The sequence below is a fragment of the Frankia sp. Hr75.2 genome, assembly GCF_949319125.1.
GTDB lineage: Bacteria > Actinomycetota > Actinomycetes > Frankiales > Frankiaceae > Parafrankia > Parafrankia soli.
Genome location: NZ_CASGGV010000297.1, coordinates 1 through 21,570 on the forward strand (window position 1 = coordinate 1; position 21,570 = coordinate 21,570).

General features: G+C 73.4%; 21 protein-coding genes. 13 read left to right on the forward strand and 8 right to left on the reverse strand.

Annotated elements, in window-relative coordinates; genetic code table 11:
• Positions 1-104 precede the first annotated feature (104 nt).
• The 8 genes from AC559T_RS23105 (at position 105) to AC559T_RS23140 (ending at position 8,870) form a co-directional block, all read left to right on the forward strand.
• Positions 105-740: a dTMP kinase gene (locus tag AC559T_RS23105; protein WP_071064844.1), complete on the forward strand. Its 636-nt coding sequence runs from the start codon at positions 105-107 to the stop codon at positions 738-740.
• A gap of 187 nt (positions 741-927) precedes the next feature.
• The gene (locus AC559T_RS23110; RefSeq protein ID WP_498870105.1) at positions 928-1,884 is read left to right on the forward strand and encodes an acyl-ACP desaturase; all 957 of its coding nucleotides are present in this window, start codon (positions 928-930) and stop codon (positions 1,882-1,884) included.
• Positions 1,885-2,053: 169 nt separating this feature from the next.
• Positions 2,054-2,548: a hypothetical protein gene (locus AC559T_RS23115; RefSeq protein ID WP_071064813.1), complete on the forward strand. Its 495-nt coding sequence runs from the start codon at positions 2,054-2,056 to the stop codon at positions 2,546-2,548.
• 213 nt (positions 2,549-2,761) lie between these two features.
• A complete protein-coding gene (locus AC559T_RS23120) occupies positions 2,762-3,550 on the forward strand; it encodes a response regulator transcription factor (RefSeq protein WP_071064811.1) in 789 nt (262 codons plus the stop codon).
• Positions 3,547-5,028 (forward strand): sensor histidine kinase, encoded by a 1,482-nt coding sequence (locus AC559T_RS23125; protein WP_112108171.1) that lies wholly within the window; start codon positions 3,547-3,549, stop codon positions 5,026-5,028. Before AC559T_RS23120 ends, AC559T_RS23125 begins: the two co-directional genes overlap by 4 nt.
• A gap of 281 nt (positions 5,029-5,309) precedes the next feature.
• A complete protein-coding gene (locus AC559T_RS23130; RefSeq protein ID WP_498870106.1) occupies positions 5,310-6,362 on the forward strand; it encodes a hypothetical protein in 1,053 nt (350 codons plus the stop codon).
• A gap of 214 nt (positions 6,363-6,576) precedes the next feature.
• Complete coding sequence (locus AC559T_RS23135; RefSeq protein ID WP_498870107.1) at positions 6,577-8,226, forward strand: sensor histidine kinase; 1,650 nt, start codon at positions 6,577-6,579, stop codon at positions 8,224-8,226.
• The gene (locus tag AC559T_RS23140; protein ID WP_498870108.1) at positions 8,223-8,870 is read left to right on the forward strand and encodes a response regulator; all 648 of its coding nucleotides are present in this window, start codon (positions 8,223-8,225) and stop codon (positions 8,868-8,870) included. The genes AC559T_RS23135 and AC559T_RS23140 overlap by 4 nt, the downstream gene beginning before the upstream one ends.
• 48 nt (positions 8,871-8,918) lie before the next feature.
• On the opposite strand, the gene AC559T_RS23145 is transcribed toward AC559T_RS23140, so the two are convergent.
• Positions 8,919-9,413, reverse strand: coding sequence for an NUDIX domain-containing protein (locus AC559T_RS23145; protein ID WP_306769239.1), 495 nt, complete (start codon positions 9,411-9,413; stop codon positions 8,919-8,921).
• Between the two features lie 214 nt (positions 9,414-9,627).
• Here AC559T_RS23145 and AC559T_RS23150 point away from each other — a divergent pair, with 214 nt between their 5' ends.
• The 4 genes from AC559T_RS23150 to AC559T_RS23165 all read left to right on the forward strand — a co-directional run bounded on the left by AC559T_RS23150 (position 9,628) and on the right by AC559T_RS23165 (position 13,090).
• Positions 9,628-10,794, forward strand: a complete 1,167-nt coding sequence (locus AC559T_RS23150; RefSeq protein ID WP_498870109.1) for an ABC transporter ATP-binding protein — start codon at positions 9,628-9,630, stop codon at positions 10,792-10,794.
• Positions 10,791-11,609 carry a DUF2705 family protein gene (locus AC559T_RS23155; RefSeq protein ID WP_071064803.1) on the forward strand — a complete coding sequence of 273 codons (819 nt, stop codon included), beginning with the start codon at positions 10,791-10,793 and terminating at the stop codon, positions 11,607-11,609. The genes AC559T_RS23150 and AC559T_RS23155 overlap by 4 nt, the downstream gene beginning before the upstream one ends.
• A 94-nt stretch (positions 11,610-11,703) precedes the next feature.
• Entirely contained in the window at positions 11,704-12,405 is a 702-nt protein-coding gene (locus tag AC559T_RS23160) for a molybdopterin-dependent oxidoreductase (protein WP_373693899.1), read from the forward strand.
• Positions 12,392-13,090: a cytochrome b/b6 domain-containing protein gene (locus tag AC559T_RS23165; RefSeq protein WP_498870110.1), complete on the forward strand. Its 699-nt coding sequence runs from the start codon at positions 12,392-12,394 to the stop codon at positions 13,088-13,090. Before AC559T_RS23160 ends, AC559T_RS23165 begins: the two co-directional genes overlap by 14 nt.
• 74 nt (positions 13,091-13,164) lie before the next feature.
• On the opposite strand, the gene AC559T_RS23170 is transcribed toward AC559T_RS23165, so the two are convergent.
• Entirely contained in the window at positions 13,165-13,746 is a 582-nt protein-coding gene (locus AC559T_RS23170) for a CD225/dispanin family protein (RefSeq protein WP_131624683.1), read from the reverse strand.
• Positions 13,747-14,283: 537 nt separating this feature from the next.
• On the opposite strand from AC559T_RS23170, the gene AC559T_RS23175 reads away from it, so the two are divergent.
• Positions 14,284-15,564 carry a glycoside hydrolase family 26 protein gene (locus AC559T_RS23175; RefSeq protein WP_368954508.1) on the forward strand — a complete coding sequence of 427 codons (1,281 nt, stop codon included), beginning with the start codon at positions 14,284-14,286 and terminating at the stop codon, positions 15,562-15,564.
• 71 nt (positions 15,565-15,635) lie between these two features.
• On the opposite strand, the gene AC559T_RS23180 is transcribed toward AC559T_RS23175, so the two are convergent.
• The 6 genes from AC559T_RS23180 to AC559T_RS23205 all read right to left on the reverse strand — a co-directional run bounded on the left by AC559T_RS23180 (position 15,636) and on the right by AC559T_RS23205 (position 21,496).
• Positions 15,636-16,115 (reverse strand): NUDIX hydrolase, encoded by a 480-nt coding sequence (locus tag AC559T_RS23180; RefSeq protein ID WP_020463928.1) that lies wholly within the window; start codon positions 16,113-16,115, stop codon positions 15,636-15,638.
• Positions 16,116-16,238: 123 nt separating this feature from the next.
• Positions 16,239-16,961 (reverse strand): TIGR03085 family metal-binding protein, encoded by a 723-nt coding sequence (locus AC559T_RS23185; protein ID WP_071064795.1) that lies wholly within the window; start codon positions 16,959-16,961, stop codon positions 16,239-16,241.
• Positions 16,962-17,046: 85 nt separating this feature from the next.
• Positions 17,047-17,487: a response regulator gene (locus AC559T_RS23190; protein WP_498870111.1), complete on the reverse strand. Its 441-nt coding sequence runs from the start codon at positions 17,485-17,487 to the stop codon at positions 17,047-17,049.
• A complete protein-coding gene (locus AC559T_RS23195) occupies positions 17,484-19,148 on the reverse strand; it encodes a sensor histidine kinase (protein ID WP_498870124.1) in 1,665 nt (554 codons plus the stop codon). The genes AC559T_RS23190 and AC559T_RS23195 overlap by 4 nt, the downstream gene beginning before the upstream one ends.
• A gap of 32 nt (positions 19,149-19,180) precedes the next feature.
• Positions 19,181-20,389: a PP2C family protein-serine/threonine phosphatase gene (locus AC559T_RS23200; protein WP_112108572.1), complete on the reverse strand. Its 1,209-nt coding sequence runs from the start codon at positions 20,387-20,389 to the stop codon at positions 19,181-19,183.
• Between the two features lie 330 nt (positions 20,390-20,719).
• Complete coding sequence (locus AC559T_RS23205) at positions 20,720-21,496, reverse strand: hemerythrin domain-containing protein (RefSeq protein WP_498870112.1); 777 nt, start codon at positions 21,494-21,496, stop codon at positions 20,720-20,722.
• Positions 21,497-21,570 lie beyond the last annotated feature (74 nt).

A 21,570-nucleotide genomic window follows, 5' to 3' on the forward strand; every position in this document is an offset into this window, starting at 1 on the left:
CCCAGCAAGGGACGCCGTTTCCTCGCCGGGCCTGAAGGCCGGGGTATCCACGGCGAGATCCCGATGACCAGCACCCGGACCGACCAGCCTGACTGGCACCTCGGATGATCGTGGCGATCGAGGGGGTCGACGGCGCGGGCAAGAACACGCTGACGTCCCGGCTGGTCGAGGCGGTGACCGCGACCGGGCGCACCGCCGGCACCTTCGCCTTCCCGCGCTATGCCGCGGGCCCGCTGGGCACGGCGGTGCGGGCGATGCTCGACGGCGACGAACGGCTTGCCGGCCTGGCCGGTTCGGCCCGCGCGACCGCGCTGCTGTTCGCGCTCGACCGGGCGAACGCCCTGCCCGAGCTGGCGAGGTGCGTGGCCGCGTACGACGTGCTGATCGTGGACCGCTACCTCGGCTCGAACGCGGCCTACGGAGCAGCCCGGCTGCCCGCCCCCGAGCGCGCCGAGTTCCTCGACTGGATCGCCGAACTCGAGCTGACGCGGCTGGGCCTGCCCCGGCCCGACCTGCAGGTGCTGCTGGACGTCCCGGTGGAGACGGCGCGGGCCGGGGCGCGGGCCCGCGCGGCGGAGGACACCGCCCGGGCGTTGGACACCTTCGAGAGCGACGCGGGCCTGCAGGCGCGCTGCGCCGAGATCTACCTGTCGCTGGCCGCCGACGGCTGGGTCGCGCCCTGGCTGGTCGTCGACCGCGAGTCGGGCGCTCCGAAGATCCTCAGCGCACTGTTCGACTGACGCCGGGCGCACCGTTCCGCGTTCCGCAGGACCCCGTTTCGTCCCCGAGTTGTCCCGGGATGGCGAGATGGTCCCTGACCGGTCGGACGGTAGCCAGCCGGAACTGTTTCCAGGGAACAGATCCGTCCCTGGATTCCACACCCTGCGGCCATGGCGGCGAATCAAGGCGCGATGGAAGAGTTCACCTATGGGATCACCTACGGACATCGATTTGTTGCGTGAGCTGGAACCGGTCGCCGAGACCAACGTCAACCGGCATCTCGGGCTCGCCGCCGAGTGGATGCCGCACGAGTACGTGCCGTGGAGCCTGGGCCGCGACTTCGACACGACCCCGTGGGAGCCCGGCCAGTCCTCGCTGTCCGAGGCCGCCCAGATGGCCTTCGAGGTCAACCTGCTCACCGAGGACAACCTGCCCAGCTATCACCGCGAGATAGCCGTCGCGTTCGGCCGCGACGGCGCGTGGGGGACGTGGGTGGGGCGGTGGACCGCCGAGGAGGGCCGGCACGCGATGGCCATGCGTGACTACCTCCTGGTGACCCGGGCGGTCGATCCTGTGACGCTCGAGCGTGACCGGATGCTGCAGATGCAGCGCGGCTACGACTCCGGCGGCAAGACCCCGCTGGAGGCCATGGCCTACGTGTCGTTCCAGGAGCTGGCCACCCGGGTCAGCCACCGCAACACCGGGCGGGTCACCGGCGAGCCGATCGCCGAGAAGCTGCTCACCCGGGTGGCGGCGGACGAGAACCTGCACATGATCTTCTACCGGAACCTGGTGGCCGCGGCGCTGGGCCTGGCGCCCGACCGCATGGTCCCGGTCATCCGCGACGAGATCGTGAACTTCCAGATGCCCGGCACCGGCATCCGCGACTTCGGCCGCAAGGCCCGCTACATCGCCCAGGCGGGCATCTACGACCTGCGGATCCATCACGACGACGTCGTCTCGCCCGTCCTTCGGCACTGGAAGCTCCTCGAGCTGGAGGGGCTGTCCGGCGAGGCCGCGAAGGCCCGCGACGAGATCGGCGCGTTCATGGCCGGCCTCGACGCACTGGCCACCCGGCAGGAGGAGAAGAAGGCCGCCGCCCAGGCCCGCCGCGCGGCGCGCGAGGGCCGCGAGCAGCAGACCGCGGCGGTACCGGTCGGCTGAGCCGCTGCCGACCATCGGGTGAGCATCGGCTGAGCCGGGGGAACAGCCGATCCGGGGGAACAAGGGGGCGCTGTTCGTAACTGCTGCCCGACATCCGTAGTGTCCGTGGCGTGTCGGCCGGATCATCCGGCCGCATCAGCCCGACAACGGACGGAACGGACGGAGCGCAGTGAGCGAGCATCGCGGATCCGCGCGCCGGATCTCCCCGATCCAGGCGGCGTTCGGAGTGCTGGCGGGAATCGTCCTGCTGGTCGCAATTCTGCTCAGCCAGAAGGGCGGCAGCCCGGAATCCACCGCCGCGGCGCGGTCCTGCCAGGCCGGTGACGGCGGTTCCGGCACGCCGTGCCCCTCCCCGGCCCCGACAACGACACCCACCGGCGGCACCGCCTCCGGCACTCCGAGCCCGCCCGGCTCGGGCTCCGGGATCAAGCAGCAGGGGACCGCGCCGCCCGGCTCGGGTGCCGGCGACGAGACCGTCGCGGCGGGCGGCTCGGGCACCCGGCCGGCCGGCTCGACGTCCACGGCGGGCACCCGCCCGGCCGGGGCGTCGGGATCCGCGCGCTCCCCGCGGCCGCGCCCGGGCGGCGGCCACCGCCAGGAGCCGGTCCTCGACCTCCGGCTCCCCCCGGTCCCCGTGCCCACCTGCGTCGTCGACTGCCGCTGACACCGCGGCGCCCGTCCACCGCCGCTGACGCCCCGGCACCGCACCGCAGCCGCGCCGCACCGCAGCTGCGCCGCACCGGCGTCGGCGTCGGCGTCGGCGCGGTCTCACACGTTCCTCTCACGTCGTGCGGGTTTCCTCGGTGCACGCCGTGCCCCCGCCGGCCCGCCACACCGGGGCGCGTGCCCGGACGCCGGTTGTTCGAGGATGGGTGAGATGAGGGACGCATCGCGGCCGCCGCGGTTCGGCGAGGACGCCGCCAACCCGCCACGGCCTCCTCGGGTCCTGGTCGTCGACGACGAGCCCAACATCGTCGACCTCGTCCGGATGGCGTTGCGCTTCCACGGCTTCGACGTCGTCACGGCGGCCACCGGCCAGGAGGCGCTCACCCGAGCCGCCGCCGACCAGCCCGACCTGCTGATCCTGGACGTCATGCTGCCCGACGCCGACGGGTTCGAGGTGTGCCGGCGGCTACGCGCGGACGGGGCGGAGGTCGCCGTCGTCTACCTCACGGCCCGCGACGCGCACCGGGACAAGATCACCGGCCTCACCTACGGCGGCGACGACTACATCACCAAGCCGTTCGCCGTCGAGGAGCTGATCGCGCGGGTGCGGGCGGTGCTGCGCCGGACCCGCCGTCCCGCACCGGAGCCGTCGCCCGCGTCGGGCCTGCTCACCTACGCCGACGTCGAGCTCGACCCGGACGCCCACCTGGTACGCCGGGCGGACCAGCCGGTCGAGCTCTCCCCCACCGAGTTCTCCCTGCTGCGCTACTTCCTGCACAACCCGAACCGGGTGCTCTCCCGCGCCCAGATCCTGGCCGCGGTGTGGGACCGCGACTTTGACGGCGAACCGACCGTCGTCGACCAGTACGTCAGCTACCTGCGGCGCAAGCTCGGCCAGCACGGGCCGCCGCTCATCCACACCCAGCGCGGCTTCGGCTACGCCCTGCGCGCCCCCGCGCCCGCCGCCGGCCCCGGCGCCGCGCCCGAGCACTCCCGATGACGCTTCGCCTGAAGCTCATGCTCGGCCTGGTGGCGCTGACCGCCACCGGCCTCATCCTGACAATCGTCGCGACGGTCGTCGCCCTGCGCGGCTACCTCGTCGACCGCGTCGACGTCCGGCTGCGGGCCGTCGAGCAGGTCGCCCGGCTGCCGCTGGCCGCGGTGCTGGCCGGGGCGCCCACGGGCAGCCGGCCCGTGCTGGAGCGGGCGATCGCGCCCACCGACTACGTGGTGGAGGCCCGCCGGACCGACGGCGAGATCCTACGGGTGGCGGGTCCGGCGGACCGTTCCCCACCACTGCTCGCCGAGATCGCCACGGGGAAGGCCACCGGGGAGATCACTGGAGAGACCACTGGGACGACCGCGCCGCCGGCCGACGGCACCCCGTTCACCGTGACCCACAGTGGCGAACGGTACCGCGCGGTGCTCGACCACGTCCCCGGCGGCGAGGTGCTGATCGCCCAGCCGCTGGCGACCGTCCGGGACACCCTGCGCCGGCTGGTCGTCGCGGCGGCGGTCGCGGCGCTGGTCGTGCTCGCCGCCATCGCCACACTGGCCTGGCTGCTGCTCACCCGCGGTCTGCGCCCGCTGCGCGTCGTCGCGAGCACCGCGTCCGCGATCGCCGCCGGCGACCTGTCCCGCCGGGTGCCGGAGGGCCCGCCGCGTTCGGAGACCGGGCAGCTCAGCCGGGCGCTGAACATCATGCTCGGCCAGATCCAGGCCGCCTTCACCGCCCGGGTCGCCTCCCAGAACAACCTGCGCCGCTTCGCCGCCGACGCCTCGCACGAGCTGCGCACGCCGCTGACCTCGATCCGCGGCTACGTCGACCTGCTGCGCGCCGGGATGGTCCCGCCGGCCGAGACCGACGACACCCTGCGGCGGGTGGCCGAGGAGACCGCCCGCATGCAGACCCTCGTCGACGACCTCCTCTACCTCGCGCACCTCGACGAGCTGCGCCCCCGCGACCGGGTGGACGTCGACCTGGTCACGATCGCCGAGGACGCGGCGGCGAACCTGCGGGCCGTCGACCCCGCCCGCCCGGTCACCGTCGAGGTCGAGGCCGGTCCCGAGGCCGGCCGGCACGTCCTCGGCGATCCGGACGCGCTGCGCCAGCTGCTGGGCAACCTGCTGACGAACGCCCGCGTGCACACCCCCGCGGGCACCACGGTGACCGTTCGGGTCACCGGATGGGACGCGGCCACCCCGGCCCAGGACCGCGCGGCCGTCCTGGCGGTCGAGGACGGCGGGCCCGGCATGCCGCCGGAGGTCGCGCGGCACGTCTTCGACCGGTTCTACCGGGCGGCCGGCAGCAGGGCCCGGGGCCGCTCCGGCAGCGGCCTCGGGCTGTCGATCGTCGCGGCCACGGCGGCCGCGCACGGCGGCCGCGCCGAGGTGAGCAGCACCCCCGAGGGGGGCACGACCTTCCGGGTGTACCTGCCCGGGGGCGTTTCCGACCAGACCCCCGCTGACCAGGCCTGACCTGCCGCGGACGGCCCGTTCCGGCCCGTCCGAAAGGGGCGGAAAGGGCGGTCCGGACGAAGTCGCCTGCTGGCCCTGGGCGGCGCACCCGGGTCGACGTGAGGTCTGACACGGCATCCTGACGTACCAGTGGGTGCACAGGTAATTCTGTTTCTTCTCGCATCCGGCTCACAGGCGGACGGTGTGCGCTCGGCTCAGGACCCAGCCGAGCCCGGCCGACGTGAGCGTGATCAGACGAACACGAGCACCTGGCCTCCAGCACGGATCTTCGAGGAGCCGCCATGCCGCCCGCCACGCCGCCCGCCACCAGCCCGCGCCCATCCACGACCGCCCGGGGCCCGGTCGACCGGCGTCCAGCCGTCGGGGGCCGGGCCGCGCGGCGCGGTGTCCGCCGCTCCCGCACCGAGGCGGCCGTGCTGGCGGTGATCTGCGGCGCGGTGGTGGGCACCCTCGCCGACCGGCTGGCGGCACGGATCGCCGTGTCGCGGGCGAGCCGCCGCCTCGGCGGACGTCTCGGCGAGTTCGGCGCGACGGTCCGCGTGCGCCCGCCGAGCTTCCCGTACCTGCTCAACGCCGCCACCGGACGGCCGTCCACCCTGGAGCTCTCCGCGACCGCCACCTACGGCGAGCTGCGCCGCCTGCGCAGCGGCTGCGACGCCCACGGCAACACCTGGGACGACCCGTCCTTCGCGCTGATGTCGCTGTTCGGCGGCTACGCCGGGGTGTTCGGCGACTCCTGCGGCCCGATCGTCCGACCTGACCGGGCCGGGGGCGGTGCCGGTGGCCGGGCGCGGGGCGGAGTCAGAGGCGGCGACGGGGGCGCGCTCCCGACCGGCCGCACCGACGCGCTCGACGGCCTCGGCGACTCTGAGGGCCTCGGTGACCTCGGCGGCTTCGGCGGTCCGGACGGCTTCGGCGGCCTGGACGGCTTCAGCGGCATCGAGGGCCTCGGTGAGCTCGGAGGCCGTGGCGGCGTCGGGGACAGTTGCCGCGCGCGGCGGCCATCCCCCACCCGGTGGACCGAGATCACCTACGGCGGAGACGAGCGACTGTCCATCGGCACCGAGATCGAGCTGCCGGACCGCTCACTGCCGGTACGGATCATCGGCACCCCCCTCGTCCGGGACGGCCGGCTCGCTCTGCTTCCCGAGGAGATCGTCCTGGGAAACCAGCGACTGCCCGGCGAGCTGATGACACCGGCGCACACCGCGGTCTTCGCCGAGCCGGTCGTGCTCCTGCCCTCCTTCCCCCGGGGCACCCGCCTCGCCGAGGTCGTCGCGACCCCCGAAGGCCTCCGTCTGCGCCTGGAGCAACGCGACCCCGCCCGCCGCTGACCACGGCGGCCGGGTGAGTCCCGGCTGTCACTCAACCGCCGCAGTGACTCGGCACCGTGCGTAAGGACCTGGCCGCCACGAACCGCGGTCGATCATGCTGTTCCGTGGAACACCAGAACGCCTGCGCCAACCGGCGCCGTACGTCGGCTCGGGTACGAGCGGATACGTCCGCGGACGGATGACCGCCCTGCCTGAGGTCGCTACCGTCGGAGCGGTGGAGGGAACCCGGCGAGCCGAGGGAGCCCCGCGGGCGGAGCGCCCGTCTCGGACCGGAGTCCGTGACCGGGCGACCCGGCTGATCGCGGCACGCGGCCTGTGGAACCGCCTGGAGGCCATCGCGGGACTCGAGGGCTTCCCCCGTTACCCGGGCAGCACGCTGATCGCGCGGATTCCCGCCGGACGGGCCCGCCGAGCCGGGACCGCGGTGGCCGGTGACGTCCTGCCCACCGCCGTCGTCGGCCTGATCCTGCTGGTCGGGTCGACGAACGCGTCGAAGGACCGGATCCCGCCCGGGCACGCCCTGGACGGGGTCGCCTACCTGCTCCTGGCGCTGGCGGTGGCAGTCTTCCCGTTGCGCAGGTACGCCCCGCGGGTCCTGCTCGCCGCCGAGACCCTGATCATCGGCAGCTACACCGCCATCGGCTATCCGCACGGGCCGGCGACGCTCGCGGTCGCCGCGGCCGCCTTCACCGTGGGCGTGCGGGCGCCCGCGCGGGTGACCGGCCGCGCGGCGAAGACGTGCGCGGCGGTGCTGCTGCTCGCCAGCCTGGCGTCGTTCTCCCGCGGCTACCTCGACAGCGGGTGGGACCTCGCCTACACCTGCCTCGCTGTCCTCTGCGTGGCCTTCGTTCCGGCTTTGCTGGGCGCGCTGCTGCGGCTGAGCCGGCTGTCCTCGGCGCGGGCGGAGGAGGAGGCCACCCGGCGGCGGATCGAGCAGGAGCGGCTGCGGATGGCCCGCGAGGTCCACGACGTCGTCGGCCACGGACTCTCGATCATCTCGCTCCAGGCCGCGGTGGCTCTGCACGTGCTCGACCGGCGGCCGGAGCAGGCGCAGGTCGCGCTGGAGGCGATCCGCCGCACCAGCGTCGACGCGCTGGACGAGCTGCGGGCGACCCTCGCCCTCACCCGCGCCCGCGACGCCCGGTCCGGAGCCGGGAACGCCCGGGAAGCGGAGAGCACCGTGCTCGCCGGGAACACCGTGCTCTGCGGGAACACCGCGCTCGCCGGGAACACCGCGCGTCCAGCGCACCCCGGAGGCGACAGAGGCGCCGAGCGCTTCGGAAGCCGGGCCGGAGGCACGGAGCGCGCCGGGCGCGGCGAGGGCGCGGCGGGCGCCGGTCCCGGCGAGGCGCTCCGGACCCCGTTGACCGGGCTGAGCCGGCTGCCGGGGCTGGTCTCCGAGGTCCGGCTGTGCGGCATCGCCGTGGAGCTGGTGACCGATGGTGATCTTGCCGGCCTGCCCGCCGAGGTCGATCTCGCCGCCTACCGGATCGTCCAGGAGTCGCTGACGAACGTGCTGCGGCACGCCGGACCGGCCCGGGCCCGGGTCACCCTCCGCTCCACCGCGGACCACCTGGAGGTCGAGATCGTCGACGAGCCCACCGAGCGCAGCGCCGACCTGCCCGCCGACGGTGACCCGCTCGTCCGCTCGACCGGGCACGGGCTGCGCGGCCTGCGTGAACGCGTGGACGAGCTCGGCGGTTCCCTGACGGCGGGCCCACGTCCGCAGGGAGGATGGAGCGTGCGCACCGACCTGCCCACGCCGGCCGCGCCCGCCGACCCGGCCTCGAACTCGGCCTCAGCCCCGGCCTCGAACTCGAACCCGAACCCGGCCGTGTCCCGCCGCTCCGGAGGGGCCCGGTGATCCGGGTCGTGGTCGCCGACGATCAGCCTCTCGTCCGTCTCGGGCTGAAGGTCCTGATCGAGACCGAGGACGACCTCGAGCTCACCGGCGAGGCCGAGGACGGCCAGGCCGCGCTGGCCCTGGTCCGCCGCACCCGCCCGGACGTCGTCCTCCTCGACATCAGGATGCCCGTCCTGGACGGCCTCGCCGCCCTGCGCGCGATCACCGCCGACCCCGCGCTGACCGACACCCGCGTCGTCATGGTCACCACGTTCGAGCTGGACGAGTACGTCTTCGAGGCTCTGCGCAACGGCGCGTCCGGGTTCGTCCTGAAGGACACCGAGCCCGCGGAACTGCTCCGCGCGATCCGGGTCGTCGCCGCCGGCGAGTCGCTGCTCTCCCCCACGATCACCCGCCGCGTGATCGAGACGTTCGCCCGGCGCCCGGCGGCGCCCGCCGCCGTGGACCTGACCAGTCTCACCGTCCGGGAACGCGAGGTGATGGGCCTGGTGGGGCTGGGCCTGTCCAACGACGAGATCGCCGCCCGGCTCGTCATCAGCCCGGCGACGGCACGAACCCACGTGAGCCGAGTGATGGTCAAGCTCTCCGCCCGGGACCGCGCCCAGCTCGCCGTCCTCGCCAACCAGGCAGGTCTGGCCGGCTGATCGCCAGGGACGACACTCGCACCCGCGGCGTACCGTCCCGGCGGTGCGTCAGTTCGGCGGCGCGCCGTCCTCGAGGTAGATCGTCGCGCCGCCGGCGCGCGCTGTCAGGCAGGCGGCCACCCGCCGCGCCAGCAGCGGTGTCATGAGGCCGGGCAGCTCGTCCGCCGTCACGAACGACCAGGCGGCGAGCTCGTCGGCCGGCAGTCGGATGCCGGCCGCCTCGTCCGGTGTCAGCACGCCGCCGTCGAACACCACGATCAGGCCCTCGGTGCGCTCCGGCCCGGGCGGTACCCAGTCGACGGCCAGTAACCGCCCGAGGGCGCGGTCCAGCCCCAGCTCCTCGGCGAGCTCGCGGCGGGCCGCCGCCAGGGGTGCCTCGTCCGCCTCGACCACACCGCCCGGCAGATCCCATCCGGGCCGGTATGTCGGGCACACCAGCAGGACGCGGCCGGCGCCGTCGACGAACAGCACCCCGGCCGCCATCCGCTTACGGGGCAGGCTGTTCCGCCAGGCCCGGGCAGATGAGGCGCCGGGAGTCTCCACGCCCGCCACCGTAACGCCGGCCGAGACCGGCGACGACCGGCGACGACCGGCGAGCAGCGAGCAGCGAGCAGCGTCGAGGACAGACGACGACCAGGCGCGGCCTCGGCACCGCGAAGTGCGTACAGCCGCGTACGCGGGAATGCGTCCGGTTGCGCAGACAGATGACGATCGTCGCCGGACGACGCGAGATCGCGCTACGGCCAGTCTGATCGGCATGACGACAACGACGAGCACCCCCGGCCTGGACGCCCGGACACGGGCCCCGGTGGCCGACCCCCCGCTCACCGAGATCCCGGACGGCCTCCGGGGCACCGGGCTCCCGGGTGGCCCCCCGGCCGCGATCGACGTCCGCGGGCTGACCAAGCGTTACGGGCGGCGGACGGTCGTCCGGAATCTCGACGTCACCGTGCCGACCGGCGTGGTCGCCGGGTTCGTCGGCCCGAACGGGGCGGGCAAGACCACGACGCTGCGGATGCTGCTCGGCCTCGTCCGGCCGAGCGAGGGCAGCGGGACGATCCTCGGCGAGCCGCTGGGCGAGCCGGCCCGGTACCTGCCCCGGGTGGGCGCGCTGATCGAGAGTCCGGCGCTGTACCCGACGCTGTCCGGACGCCGCAACCTCGCGTCGCTGGCGGTGCTCGCCGGGCAGGACCCGGCCGGCGTCGACGCGATCCTGGACGAGGTCGGGCTGGCCGGCCGCGGCGACGACGCCTTCCGCACCTATTCGCTCGGGATGAAGCAGCGGCTCGCCATCGGCGCGGCGCTGCTCTCCGACCCGGACCTGCTCATCCTGGACGAGCCGACGAACGGCCTCGACCCCAGCGGCATCCGGCAGATGCGGGCGCTGGTCCGCTCGCTGGCCGACGGCGAGCGGGAGGCGGGCGCGAACGGCCGGCCGCGCACCGTCCTGGTCTCCTCCCACCTCCTCTCGGAGGTCGAGCAGATCTGCGACTGGATCATCGTGGTGGAGCAGGGCCGGCTCGCCTACCAGGGCCCGACGGACGGCCTGATGGCCTCCACGACCAGCCGGGTCGAGCTGCGCCCAGAGCACGCCGACTCCCTCGGGATGCTGGCGGACCTGGTGGCCGGCTTCGGGCTGCCCGTGGACCGGGCGGGCGACCGGCTGCTCGTCGAGCTCGACCACACCGCGCCGGCCGCCGTCCCCGGGCCGGACGGGCCGGACGGGCCGGACGCCGTCCTGGCCGGGCTCAACCGGGCCGCGCTCGCCCGCGGCATCACCCTCGTCGAGATCACCCGGCAGCGGACCAGCCTCGAGGACCGCTACCAGGGCCTGGTCGAAAGCACCCGAGAGACCGCCCGGAGCACCGGCACCAGCACCGGCAGCACGAGCACCAGCACCAGCACCGGAGGGGAAGCCCGATGACCGGCGTCTACACCGTGGCGCGCAGCTACCGCGCCGAGCTGATCAAACTGCGCCGGCCGAGCACGGCGCTGGCCATGGCCGTCCTCGGGTTCCTCACCGTCCTGTCGACGGTGCTGGTCATGGCCCTCGCCGACGAGAAGCCGACCCCACCGGACCCCGGCGCCGGGCCGGGCTTCGATCTCTCCCTCACCCAGCTCGCCTCGTCCCAGGGCCTGATTCTGGGCTTCCGCGGCGGCACGACCTTCATCGGACTGCTCATCTTCGTGGTCTTCGCGATCAGCATGACCACCGAGTACGGCCAGGGGACGCTGCGCACCCTGTTCCTGAAGGAGCCCCGCCGGCTGGGCTGGCTGGCCGGACGGCTCGGCGTCATGCTCTCCGCCGTCGCGGTGTCGCTGGTCGCCGCCCTCGGCCTGAGCGTCGCCGCCGCGACGGTCATGGCCGCCGTCCGGGACGTCGACACAAGCGCGTGGTGGACGTCGGCCGCCCTCGGTGAGGTGGCGGGCGCCTACGCGAACGCGCTGCTCGCGGCCGTCTTCTTCGCCCTCGTCGGCACGATGCTGGGAATCCTGCTGCGCTCGACGAGCGCCGCGCTGCTCATCGGCATCGCGTGGATGTTCCCGATCGAGCACATCGTCCAGGAGTCGTGGAGCGGTGCCACCAGGGTCCTGCCCGGGCTCGTCTTCGACGCGGTCGGCCGGGGCGGCCTGCCCGACGCCTCCTACGGGCCGGCGCTACTCACCGCCGTCGCGTACGCGCTGGTGGCGGCCGCGATCGGCGCGGTGAGCCTGCGCCGCCGGGACGTCACGGCCTGACGGGACCCGCCGTGCGCTCCCGTCCGACAGGGGGATTCGTCCATCTCGCCCAGGCGGGTGGCCGGATCTCCCCGTCGCGGCGTTGACTGTGTGCATGGCCGAAGGGACACCGGTGGGACGACGGGTCGTCTTCGTCATGCTCGGCCTCGGGGCGCTGGGCGTCGCCGTCGGCGCGGACGTGCAGCGCGGCACCGACCGGTTCGTCGCCCCACTGCGCGAGAACGACCCGACGGGGCTCACCGACCTGCTCCCCTCCGGCGGGTTCCGCTACTACTCCGTCGTCGCCTCCGTGCCGGAGCGGACATCCGCGGACTACGAACTGCGGGTCCACGGCCTGGTCGACCGGCCCCTCACCCTCACCCTGGACGATCTCTCCCGGATGCCACAGACCGAGCTCGTGCGCGACTTCCAGTGTGTGACGGGCTGGCGGGTCACCAGCGTCCGCTGGACGGGCGTGCGCCTCGCGGACCTGCTGGACGCGGCCGGCACCCGCCCCGGGGCGACCGCGCTGACCTTCCGTTCTTTCGACGGCGCCTACACCGAGAGCCTGACGATCGACCAGGCCCGCAGGCCCGACGTCCTGGTCGCCCTCACCATGCTGGACGGCCCGATCACCCACGATCATGGTGGCCCCGTCCGGCTGTACGTGGCGCCGATGTACGGCTACAAGTCCATCAAGTGGCTCGCCGAGATCGAGGTGGTCGACACCGTCACTCCCGGGTTCTGGGAGCAGCGGGGCTACGACGTCGACGGCTGGATCGGAAAGTCGAACGGCCGCGACGATGAGCCCGTCTGAGGATCCGGCCGGGAACCCTGAGGACCCGGCCGAGGCGACGGCCGCAGACTCCGATGGCCCGGTCGGGGACGGGGCGGCGGCGTTCGTCCGCCGGTTCGGCCCGGCGACCCGCTGGGCGCACTGGAGCACCGCGGCGCTGACGGCGGTGTGCCTGGCGACGGCGGCCGTCCTGTATCTCGGACCGCTGGCGACGCTGGTGGGCCGGCGCCAGCTGGTCTCGGCGGTGCATCTCTACGCCGGGCTCGCCCTGCCGGCACCGATGCTGGCCGCGGCCCTCTCCGCCGCATACCGGCGTGACCTCGCAGAGCTCGACCGCTTCACCCCCGCCGACTGGAAGTGGCTACGGACGAGACCACGCCGCCGGCACACCGACGCGGTCGGCAAGTTCAACGCGGGCCAGAAGCTGTACGCCGCGTTCGTCGCAGGTGCCGTGCTCGTCATGCTCGGCACCGGTGTGATCATGGAGTTCGGCGGCGCCTTCGCCGTCACCCACCGCACCGGTGCCACCTTCGTGCACGATCTGCTGGCCCTCAGCCTGTTCGCCGGGATCTGCGGCCACCTGTGGATGGCCTCCCGCGACCCGGCCGCCCGGCTCGGGATGCGCACCGGCGTGGTCCCCCGCCCCTGGGCCCTGCGCGAACACCCCGCCTGGCACACCGAACCCGACGCACCGCCGACCGAGTGACCCGACTTGGCGGTCCGCGGCCAGGTCTCAGACCGACCAGGCCACGGACCGGCACAGCGCGGGCCGGGAGAGTCCTAGCCCAAGTAGGTACCCGAGGCGTTGGAGTCGAGTGCGCCGGAGGCGCCCAGGACGAAGCCCAGGACGACGACGGCCAGGCCGACCCCGAACGAGACGATGCACCAGGTCTTGGCCTTGGCGGACGCCTCCAGGGCCCCGGCGTAGTCACCGATCTGCTGACGACTCTGGACCTTCGTCGCGAAGACGATCGCGGCGATCCCCGCGGGCAGGCAGCACAGCAGGGTGCAGGCGATCGACTGCCACAGGTAGGTCGGGATCGGCTGGCCGTAGGGGGGCGGCGGGCCGAAACCGCCGGGCCCCTTCACCGGCGGCGGATAGCCACCTGGCTGGGGATACCCGCCGAAGTCCTGTGGGGCCCCGTAGCCGCCGGGGGGCGGCCCGTACCCGCCGGGCGGGGGAGGCTGCGCCCCCCAGCCGCCCTGGGGTGGGTTCTGTCCGCCCGCGTTGGGGTCGTACCCGCCGGGCGGGGGAGGCTGCGCCCCCCAGCCGCCCTGGGGTGGGTTCTGTCCGCCGGCGTTGGGGTCGTAGCCGCCGGGGCCGTAGCCGCCGGGCGGCGGGTACTCGGGTGGCTGGGACACGTCGTCTCCAGAGGGTGGTTCCGACCCCGACGGGCCCGGCCATGACCGGATCCCGCACCGGCGGCCCCGCCGGCACCCACCGGATCCGGAACTGGTGCCGGCGGACGTGCCTGGCAGCACCGTTGCCGATGCGCCTCACAGGCACCGTTACACACGAGGACGCGGACGCTCCGCGCGGCGGACATTGTGCCACACGCGACACCCGCGCCCCCGAAAGAGACACCATCCTCAACACGAACTACATAAGAGCGACAGCATCACTTTTGTTTGTCGCCTAGGCGACAGGAGCGGCCCGAAACAACCATCCGCTACGCAGGGCGACAGTCCGCGCAGGATCCCTCCCCCCGTCTACCTGGCCATGTGAACCCGTGTACTCTGCCGTCATAACTGTCTAGTCACGTCACAGTGACCGGAGGAATTCGCCAGCCAAGGCATGTGGAGGTCGTCCGCTTCGTCACGAAGCAGCGGGTGGGGATCGGGGGGTCCACAACGACACCGCCCGGCACGCCAGATGCCAGGCACGGAGGGATATCCGCGGTGAGACATCGTGCGGAGGGTGAGCCCAACCCCCCGAACACACGGACCGGCGCGCACAAGCGGCGCCGTCCCACCCGCAACCCCGCGTGGATCGCGTCGCTCGGCGTCATGGCCCTCGTCGCCATGGCCGTCGGCTGGACGCTCGCCCCAGACCACGACGGCACCGGCTCGGCCGTGGTCGAGGCCTCGGCCATCGACACCAAGGGCCTGCGCGGTACCCGGACGGGCGCCCCGCCCGGCCACAGACCGACCAGCACGGCAACGCCCTCGGCGGCGGCGAGCCTGAGCCCGTCGCCGGTTCCGGCCGCCACCACCCAGGCACCGCCGACGTCACCGCCCGCACGCGCGCCGCAGGCCGCCGCCGTCCCGCCGGCCGCGCCGGCGGCCCCGGCCGGCGGTGGCGGCGGCCGGGTCCCCGGCGGGATGAGCGGCGTCTACGCGAACTCGATGACCACGGTCCGCAACTGGGAGGGCCTGCGCGGCTCACCGGTGAACGTCGTCCTGACCTTCACCGACCGCGGCAGCTGGGAGACGATCACGCATCCGTGGGTCGGCGGCAGCCCGGAGAAGTTCTCGACCTTCCCCGGCACCTGGGTCATCTCGCAGCCGTTCTTCCCGACCGGCCAGGGCAGCATCGCGGCCTGTGGTTCCGGCGCCTACAACAGCCAGTGGGCCGAGTTCGGCCGGTGGCTGGTCGCCAAGGGCCGGCCGGCGTCCATCGTCCGGCTCGCCTGGGAGTTCAACGGCAACTGGTTCGAGTGGTCGGTGCGCGGCAATCCCACCGCCTACGTGAACTGCTTCCGCCAGGTCGTCAGTGCGATCCGGTCGACCGACCCGCAGGCCCGCATCGACTGGGCGATGAACGCCCACAGCACCAGCCCGTGGGCCGCCTACCCGGGTGACGAGTACGTCGACATCATCGGGATCGACTCCTACGACCAGTGGCCCGCCAGCACCACCCCGGCGAAGTTCGACGAGCAGTGCAACCAGGCGGTGGGCCTGTGCTCGGCGATCCGCTTCGCCCGCCAGCACGGCAAGCAGTTCTCCGTGCCCGAGTGGGGCCTCGTCGCGAAGTCCGACACCGAGGCGGGCCGGGCCGGGCAGGCCGGCGGTGACAACCCCGTGTACATCCAGAAGATGTACGACACCTTCCGGGCCAACGCCGACGTCCTGGCCTACGAGACGTACTTCAACGACTCGAGGGCCGGGAACGTCCACTCCTCGCTGGTCTCCCCCAACGAGAACCCGAACAGCGCGGGCACCTACGCGTCCCTCTGGTAGCCATCCCGCAGGTGTGGCGGTTCAGGAAGTCCATGGACTTCCTGAACCGCCACACCTGTTTCGGCCGGCGCTCAGGTGAGGGAGTAGGGGGTCTCGGGAGGGCCGGCGGTGAGCCAGGAGGTGAGGAAGGGGGCCAGGGCGGGCGGGTAGACCGTGTCGGGGGTGGATCCCAGCTCCGGGAGGGTCCACCAACGCCAGCCGAGAGTGGCCCGGCGCTCCACGTCGCTCCACGCCGCGTCGTCCACGTCGACCCGGTTCGGCAGGCGCGCCACGAAGAAGGACTCCTCCTGCCGGTAGTCCACGCCGAGGAAGGTGAAATAGGCCGTCCGGGTGGCGACGCAGGGCCCGAGGTCGGCGACGGTCACCCCGACCTCCTCCCGGATCTCCCGCACCCCGGCCTGCGCCGGCTCCTCCCCCGGATCGAGGCCACCGCCTGGCACATGCCACCAGGTGGGCCCGTCGGGAAGATCCGGATCGTGCGACCGGATGAGCAGGAAGGCGTCGGCGGGATCGAACAGGATGACCCGGGCGGCACGGCGGAGTACGGGCATTCTCTTAGCCTGCCAGTCCGGCCGGCACCCGAGGTGCGAATGTGGACGTCGTCGCCAGGCCTCGGCCCGTCGCCAGACCGGCCGACCCCGGCGATCACCGCCACCCGGGGAACGGGACCGGCGTCAGAGGCCGGCAGGCGCCCCGGCCAGCGCCGTGATCGCCTCCGGGTCGCCGCGCAGCTCGACCCGGGCCGCGGCGCGCCGCCCGAAAGCGAACAGTAGGAGCTCCTCGGGGGGTCCGACGATCTCGACCACCGGTTCGCGGCGCCGCAGGGTCAGCCGCCCGGGGGTGTCGGTGCGCTCGGCCACCACCCCGACCTCGCTGTGCCGGAACCCGGCGAGGCCGACCAGCCGGAGCGCGCCCCAGAGCGCCTCCCGGTCGGCGATCACGTCGTCACCCGGCTTCAGCCCGAGCCCGACGCCACCCACCGCACCACCGGAACCGCCCACAGCACCGGCGAGACCACCGGAATCGCCTACGGCGGCGAACCCGGGCGCGGCCCGGAGCAGATCCTCGGTGTGGACGTAGAACTCGATCGCGTTGGCGGCGTCGTCGACGACGGCGAACCGGGTCGGATGCCACCACGGCGGGCCCGCCCGGAACATCTCCACCAGCTCGGGGAAGGTGTGCGAGCGCATCGTCGCGCGCTCGGCGCGTTCGGTGACACCGTGCAGCGCGCCGACGACCAGGCCGGGTGCCGCCCACGGCACGCGCTCCCGGGTGACCAGGTGCGCGGCGAGGTCGTGCGCCGTCCAGCCCTCGCACAGTGTGGGGCTCGCCGGCCCGAGTTCGCGGAGGAGATCGGCAAGTTTCTCCCGTCGGGCCCTTGCCCGCCCAGCAGCCATGGCGTGACTCTAGGCCATGGATACGGGGGTAACGGCGCTTCAGAGCCGCCGCCGCGTGGACGAGCCGCCCACCCGGCTAACCCGGCTACTGCGCGGGCAGCCGGGCGACGGTGATGAAGAAGTCGTCGATCTGGCGCACAACCGCCACGAACCGCTCGAAGTCCACGGGCTTGGTGATGTAGGCGTTGGCGTGCAGGTCGTAGCTGCGCAGCACGTCCTCCTCCGCCTCCGAGGTGGTCAGCACGACGATGGGGATGCGCCGCAGCCGCTCGTCCGCCTTGACCTCGGCCAGCACCTGCCGCCCGTCCCGGCGGGGCAGGTTCAGGTCGAGCAGGATCAGGTCGGGCCGCGGCGCGTCGGCGTACGGGCCCTCCCCACGCAGGTAGGCCAATGCCTCGACACCGTCGCTGACCACGTTGAGGTTGTTCTTGAGCTTGTGGTCCTCGAACGCCTCGCGGGTCATCAGGACGTCGCCGGGGTCGTCCTCGACCAGCAGGACCTCGACCGGGACAACGGGCTCGGTCACGAACGATCTCCTGACTTCGGCGGGACGGCGGCCACGACGGGACCAGCAACCACGACAGGACCAGTAACCGGACCGGGACCGGAGGACGGGACAGGACCGGTGACCGAGGCCGGCGGCGCCCCGTCCGCCTCAAGGTCGGCGGGCAGGACCACAGCCGGGCGTTTCGGGAGCGTCCAGCGGAAGGTGGTCCCGGACTCCACCGTACCGTCGAGCCAGATCCGGCCGCCGTGGAACTCGACGATCTTGCGGCACAGTGCCAGACCGATGCCGGTGCCCTCGTAGACGTCCCGCGCGTGCAGACGCTGGAAGATCACGAAGATCTTCTCGGCGTACTCCGGCTCGATGCCGATGCCGTTGTCCGCGCAGAACAGCTCCCACTCGACGTCGCGGTCGATCGCCCCGATCCGCACCCGCGGGGCCTCGTCGCCGCGGAACTTCAGCGCGTTGCCGATCAGGTTCTGCAGGAGCTGGGCCAGCAGAACTGGGTCGCCGGGCACCGTCGGGAGATCACTGGCGGTCACCTCGCCACCGGAGCTCTCCAGGGCGAGCGACAGCGTCCCGCGCACCCCCTCGAAGACCTCGTTCAGGCGGACGTTGACGAAGCTGTCGGTGGTGCGGCCGACCCTGGAGAAGGCGAGCAGGTCGTTGATGAGCTGCTGCATGCGCTTCGCGCCGTCGACGGCGAAGTGGATGTACTGGGTCCCGCGCTCGTCGAGCTGGTCGCCGTAGCGCCGGGACAGAAGCTGGCAGAAGCTCGCCACCTTGCGCAACGGCTCCTGCAGGTCGTGGGAGGCGACGTAGGCGAACTGCTCCAGGTCGCGGTTGGACCGGCGCAGGATCTCCGCCTGCGCCTCGGTGGACAGCCGCGCCCTGCGCGCGGCCTCGAGCTCACCGATGAGCTGCAGACGCATCGATTCGACGTCCCGCGCCAGGGTGACGATGTCGGGCGGCCCCACCGACTCCACCTCGTGCTCCAGGTGCCCGGCGGCGACCTCGCGGACGTCCGTGCCGACGGCCTCCAGCGGCCGCGTCACCCACACCCGCAGCGCTCGGAAGATGAGTGCCAGCAGCACGATGAGCGCCAGCGCGGCCACGACGAGCGAGATGACGAGCGTCCGCAGTGCGCTGGTGACGTCGTCCTGGGCCGCCAGCGCGGCGATCCGGACGGCGTCGTCGAAGTCCGCGGCCGCGGCGCGCACCGCGTCGAACCGGGTCTTGCCGAGAACGGGATCGAGGATTCCCGGCGAGTCGGTGCCCCCCCGGCGGACCGCCGCGATGGACGGGTCGGCGTAGTCGCGGTGCCAGTCCGCGATCCGCGCCTGGAGGACCCCGAGCAGCCGCTCGAGCTCCGGGCGGCCGGCCACCCGGCCGACGAGGACGGAGCTCAGCCTCACCTCGGACTGCCGCCCGGTCTCGTACGGGGTCAGGAACGCGGGGTCGCCCTGCAGGAGATACCCGCGCATGCCGGTCTCCTGGTCGACCAGGCTGGACGTCAACCGAACCGTGGCTGTCTGCGCGGGCGCCAGGACGTCGCTGCGCACATGGATGGCGTCGTCGAGCCGGACCAGCGACCAGGCGACGATCCCGGCGGCCAGCAGCAGCACCATGGACAACGCGATGTACACCGCGGCGAGCCGTCGGCGCAGCCGCCAGCCGCGCATCCTGCGCAGCACCGCCGGTGCGGGCTGGTCACTCACGGGACCTGCCCACGGATGAGCAGCAGCAGCGCCACGTCGTCGGTCAGCGGGCCGCCGTTACGTTCCTCCACGCGGTCGATCAGGTCGTCGAGCAGGCCGTCCGGCCCGCGCTCGGGCCACAGTCGGGCCACCTCGGGCAGCACGCCCTCCCAGCCCAGCGGCTCCCCGCCCACGCTGTCGCGGCCCTCCAGCAGGCCGTCCGTCGCGAGCAGCAGCGCCCAGCGCTCACCGAGCTCGATGGTCACCTCGTCACTCACCGCCTCGTCGAGGATGCCCAGTGCCGGCACGACCACGTCACCGCGCAGCGCGGCGATCCGCGGGAACAGCAGCGCGGGCGGCGGATGCCCCGCGAGGGTCATCCGCAGGCTGCGCCGGTCCGGCGCGATCGCCAGCGCGCAGACCGTCGCGAAGATCTCGTCCCGTTCCCGCTCGCTGACCAGGACCTGTTGCAGGAAGCCCAGGCGGTCGGCGTCCGGAACACCGGCCAGTACCAGGGTGCGCCAGGCGATGCGCAGGCTCACCCCGAGCGCGGCCTCGTCCGGCCCGTGGCCGCAGACGTCGCCGAGCAGGACGTGCACCGTGCCGTCCGACGTCGACACCATGTCGTAGAAGTCGCCGCCGAGCAGGGCCTGCCGATGGCCGGGGCGGTACCGGGCCCGGTGGTCCAGCGTCGGGTCGTCCACCAGCGGCCTGGGGAGCAGGCCCCGCTCCAGGCGCGCCTTCTCCTCAGCCTGCAGCTCCGACTCGCGCAGCGCGAGCGCCGCGGTGTCCGCCCGCTCCCGCTCGATGGCGTACCGCACCGCGCGCAGCAGATCGCGCCCGTCCACCTGGCCCTTGACCAGATAGTCCTGCGCGCCCGCGGCGACGGCCTCGGCTCCGCGGTACTCGTCCACCAGGCCGGTGAGGACGACGACCGGCGCGCCCCGCTCGACGGCGAGCAGCCGGCGCAGGGCCGACAGGCCCTCGCTGTCCGGCAGCCCCAGGTCCAGCAGGACGCACGCGGCCTTCTGGGTGTGGAGGATCGCCTCGGCGACCGTCCGCACCCGGGTGAGCCTGAGCGGGGCGGCCACCTCGTCAAGGAGCTCGGACACCAGGAACGCATCGGTGTCGTCGTCCTCGACCAGCAGGACCGCCCAGCTCACACCTTCGGCGCTCTCCGTGCCGGCTACCGGCGGCCGCACGACAAGGCTCTCGCTTCCGGACACATCTCCTCGGCAGGGACGACAGGTCAACGACAGGTCACGTGCAGATGTCGGATCAGGCAGAACCGACCCATGTCGGGCCGCGCCCGGACTTCGCAGCATGGCATGACGAAAGGGCCGTGCGAACGATGGAACGCCGAATCACACAACGCGAGCGCGCTCGAACGCTCGCGGGTCAGGTAGTTCTCACCATCTGGTGACACCGGGACGGCCCGATCCGGGCGGGCGGCGCGGATCGGTCAGGGAACGCGCCCGGCCAGAAGGCGCCCGGTCGGGACGCACCCGGCCAGAACGCGAACAGAGCCGGGAGGCGAACAGTCAGGGGGCGAACAGTCAGGGGGCGGTCGTGCGGGCGTGGCGGCTCGGCTCCCGCTGCGGCTGGTCCGCGGTCGGGCGGCCCAGCAGGTACCAGCCCCACAGCCCGGCGGGTGCCGGCGCGCGGATCGGCCGGCCCGCCACCGCCCGGGCGTCCATGGTGTCGAGCAGGTGATCCCAGCGCCCGGCGACGCGGGCCGCGAGCCGGCTCGAGCGGCTCGGCCCGTGCCCGAGGTGCGGATGGGGCCGGGTGGGCGCCCGCCGCATGGCCCGCTCGAAGTCGATGCGCAGCCGGCGCCGCCGGGTGTCGGAGAGGACCGACTCCAGCTCGTCGAGCAGCTGGTCCTCGGCACGGGCATGGGCCGCGGCGAGGTCGGTCAGGTCGTCGCGGAGCTCGGCGAGGCCGCGGCCCGGGCGGTTCAGATCCCCCTGGACGTACTGCTCCATCCCACGCATCACCGACGCCGCCTCGCGCGCCAGCACGCGCAGGGCCGCCGTCCGTGCCCGCCCGTGCGGAACCAGCCGGGCCGCCCGCGGGTACACGACACTTTCCATCACGCTCAGGTGGGCACTGAAGGCCGCGACCGCCACGTCACTGGCGTGCAGGGTCTGTCGAGGGTCCGCGGGGAGCACCTGGGCCCGGCCGGCGAGTTCGAGCAGGTCGCTGGCATCCCGGTGTGCCGCGTGGACCAGACCGGCCAGGGAGCGAGCCTGACTGTCGTGATCCTGGTTGTTGTGGTCCTGGCTGTCGTGATCGCTGTGGTCGCTGTGGTCCGTCTTGTTGGTGTCGGCCATGGCAGACCTCCTGTACCACCAAGCTACGCCGACGCGTATCCGACCGCATCACTCCGCTTACACATCCAGCGGCT

Bases quoted from the DNA above. Each gene is read 5' to 3' on its own strand.
- AC559T_RS23105 (WP_071064844.1), top strand. From the start codon at position 105: ATGATCGTGGCGATCGAGGGGGTCGACGGCGCGGGCAAGAACACGCTG.
- AC559T_RS23110 (WP_498870105.1), top strand. From the start codon at position 928: ATGGGATCACCTACGGACATCGATTTGTTGCGTGAGCTGGAACCGGTC.
- AC559T_RS23120 (WP_071064811.1), top strand. From the start codon at position 2,762: ATGAGGGACGCATCGCGGCCGCCGCGGTTCGGCGAGGACGCCGCCAAC.
- AC559T_RS23125 (WP_112108171.1), top strand. From the start codon at position 3,547: ATGACGCTTCGCCTGAAGCTCATGCTCGGCCTGGTGGCGCTGACCGCC.
- AC559T_RS23130 (WP_498870106.1), top strand. From the start codon at position 5,310: ATGCCGCCCGCCACGCCGCCCGCCACCAGCCCGCGCCCATCCACGACC.
- AC559T_RS23150 (WP_498870109.1), top strand. From the start codon at position 9,628: ATGACGACAACGACGAGCACCCCCGGCCTGGACGCCCGGACACGGGCC.
- AC559T_RS23155 (WP_071064803.1), top strand. From the start codon at position 10,791: ATGACCGGCGTCTACACCGTGGCGCGCAGCTACCGCGCCGAGCTGATC.
- AC559T_RS23160 (WP_373693899.1), top strand. From the start codon at position 11,704: ATGGCCGAAGGGACACCGGTGGGACGACGGGTCGTCTTCGTCATGCTC.
- AC559T_RS23165 (WP_498870110.1), top strand. From the start codon at position 12,392: ATGAGCCCGTCTGAGGATCCGGCCGGGAACCCTGAGGACCCGGCCGAG.
- AC559T_RS23180 (WP_020463928.1), bottom strand. From the start codon at position 16,115: ATGCCCGTACTCCGCCGTGCCGCCCGGGTCATCCTGTTCGATCCCGCC.
- AC559T_RS23185 (WP_071064795.1), bottom strand. From the start codon at position 16,961: ATGGCTGCTGGGCGGGCAAGGGCCCGACGGGAGAAACTTGCCGATCTC.
- AC559T_RS23195 (WP_498870124.1), bottom strand. From the start codon at position 19,148: ATGCGCGGCTGGCGGCTGCGCCGACGGCTCGCCGCGGTGTACATCGCG.
- AC559T_RS23205 (WP_498870112.1), bottom strand. From the start codon at position 21,496: ATGGCCGACACCAACAAGACGGACCACAGCGACCACAGCGATCACGAC.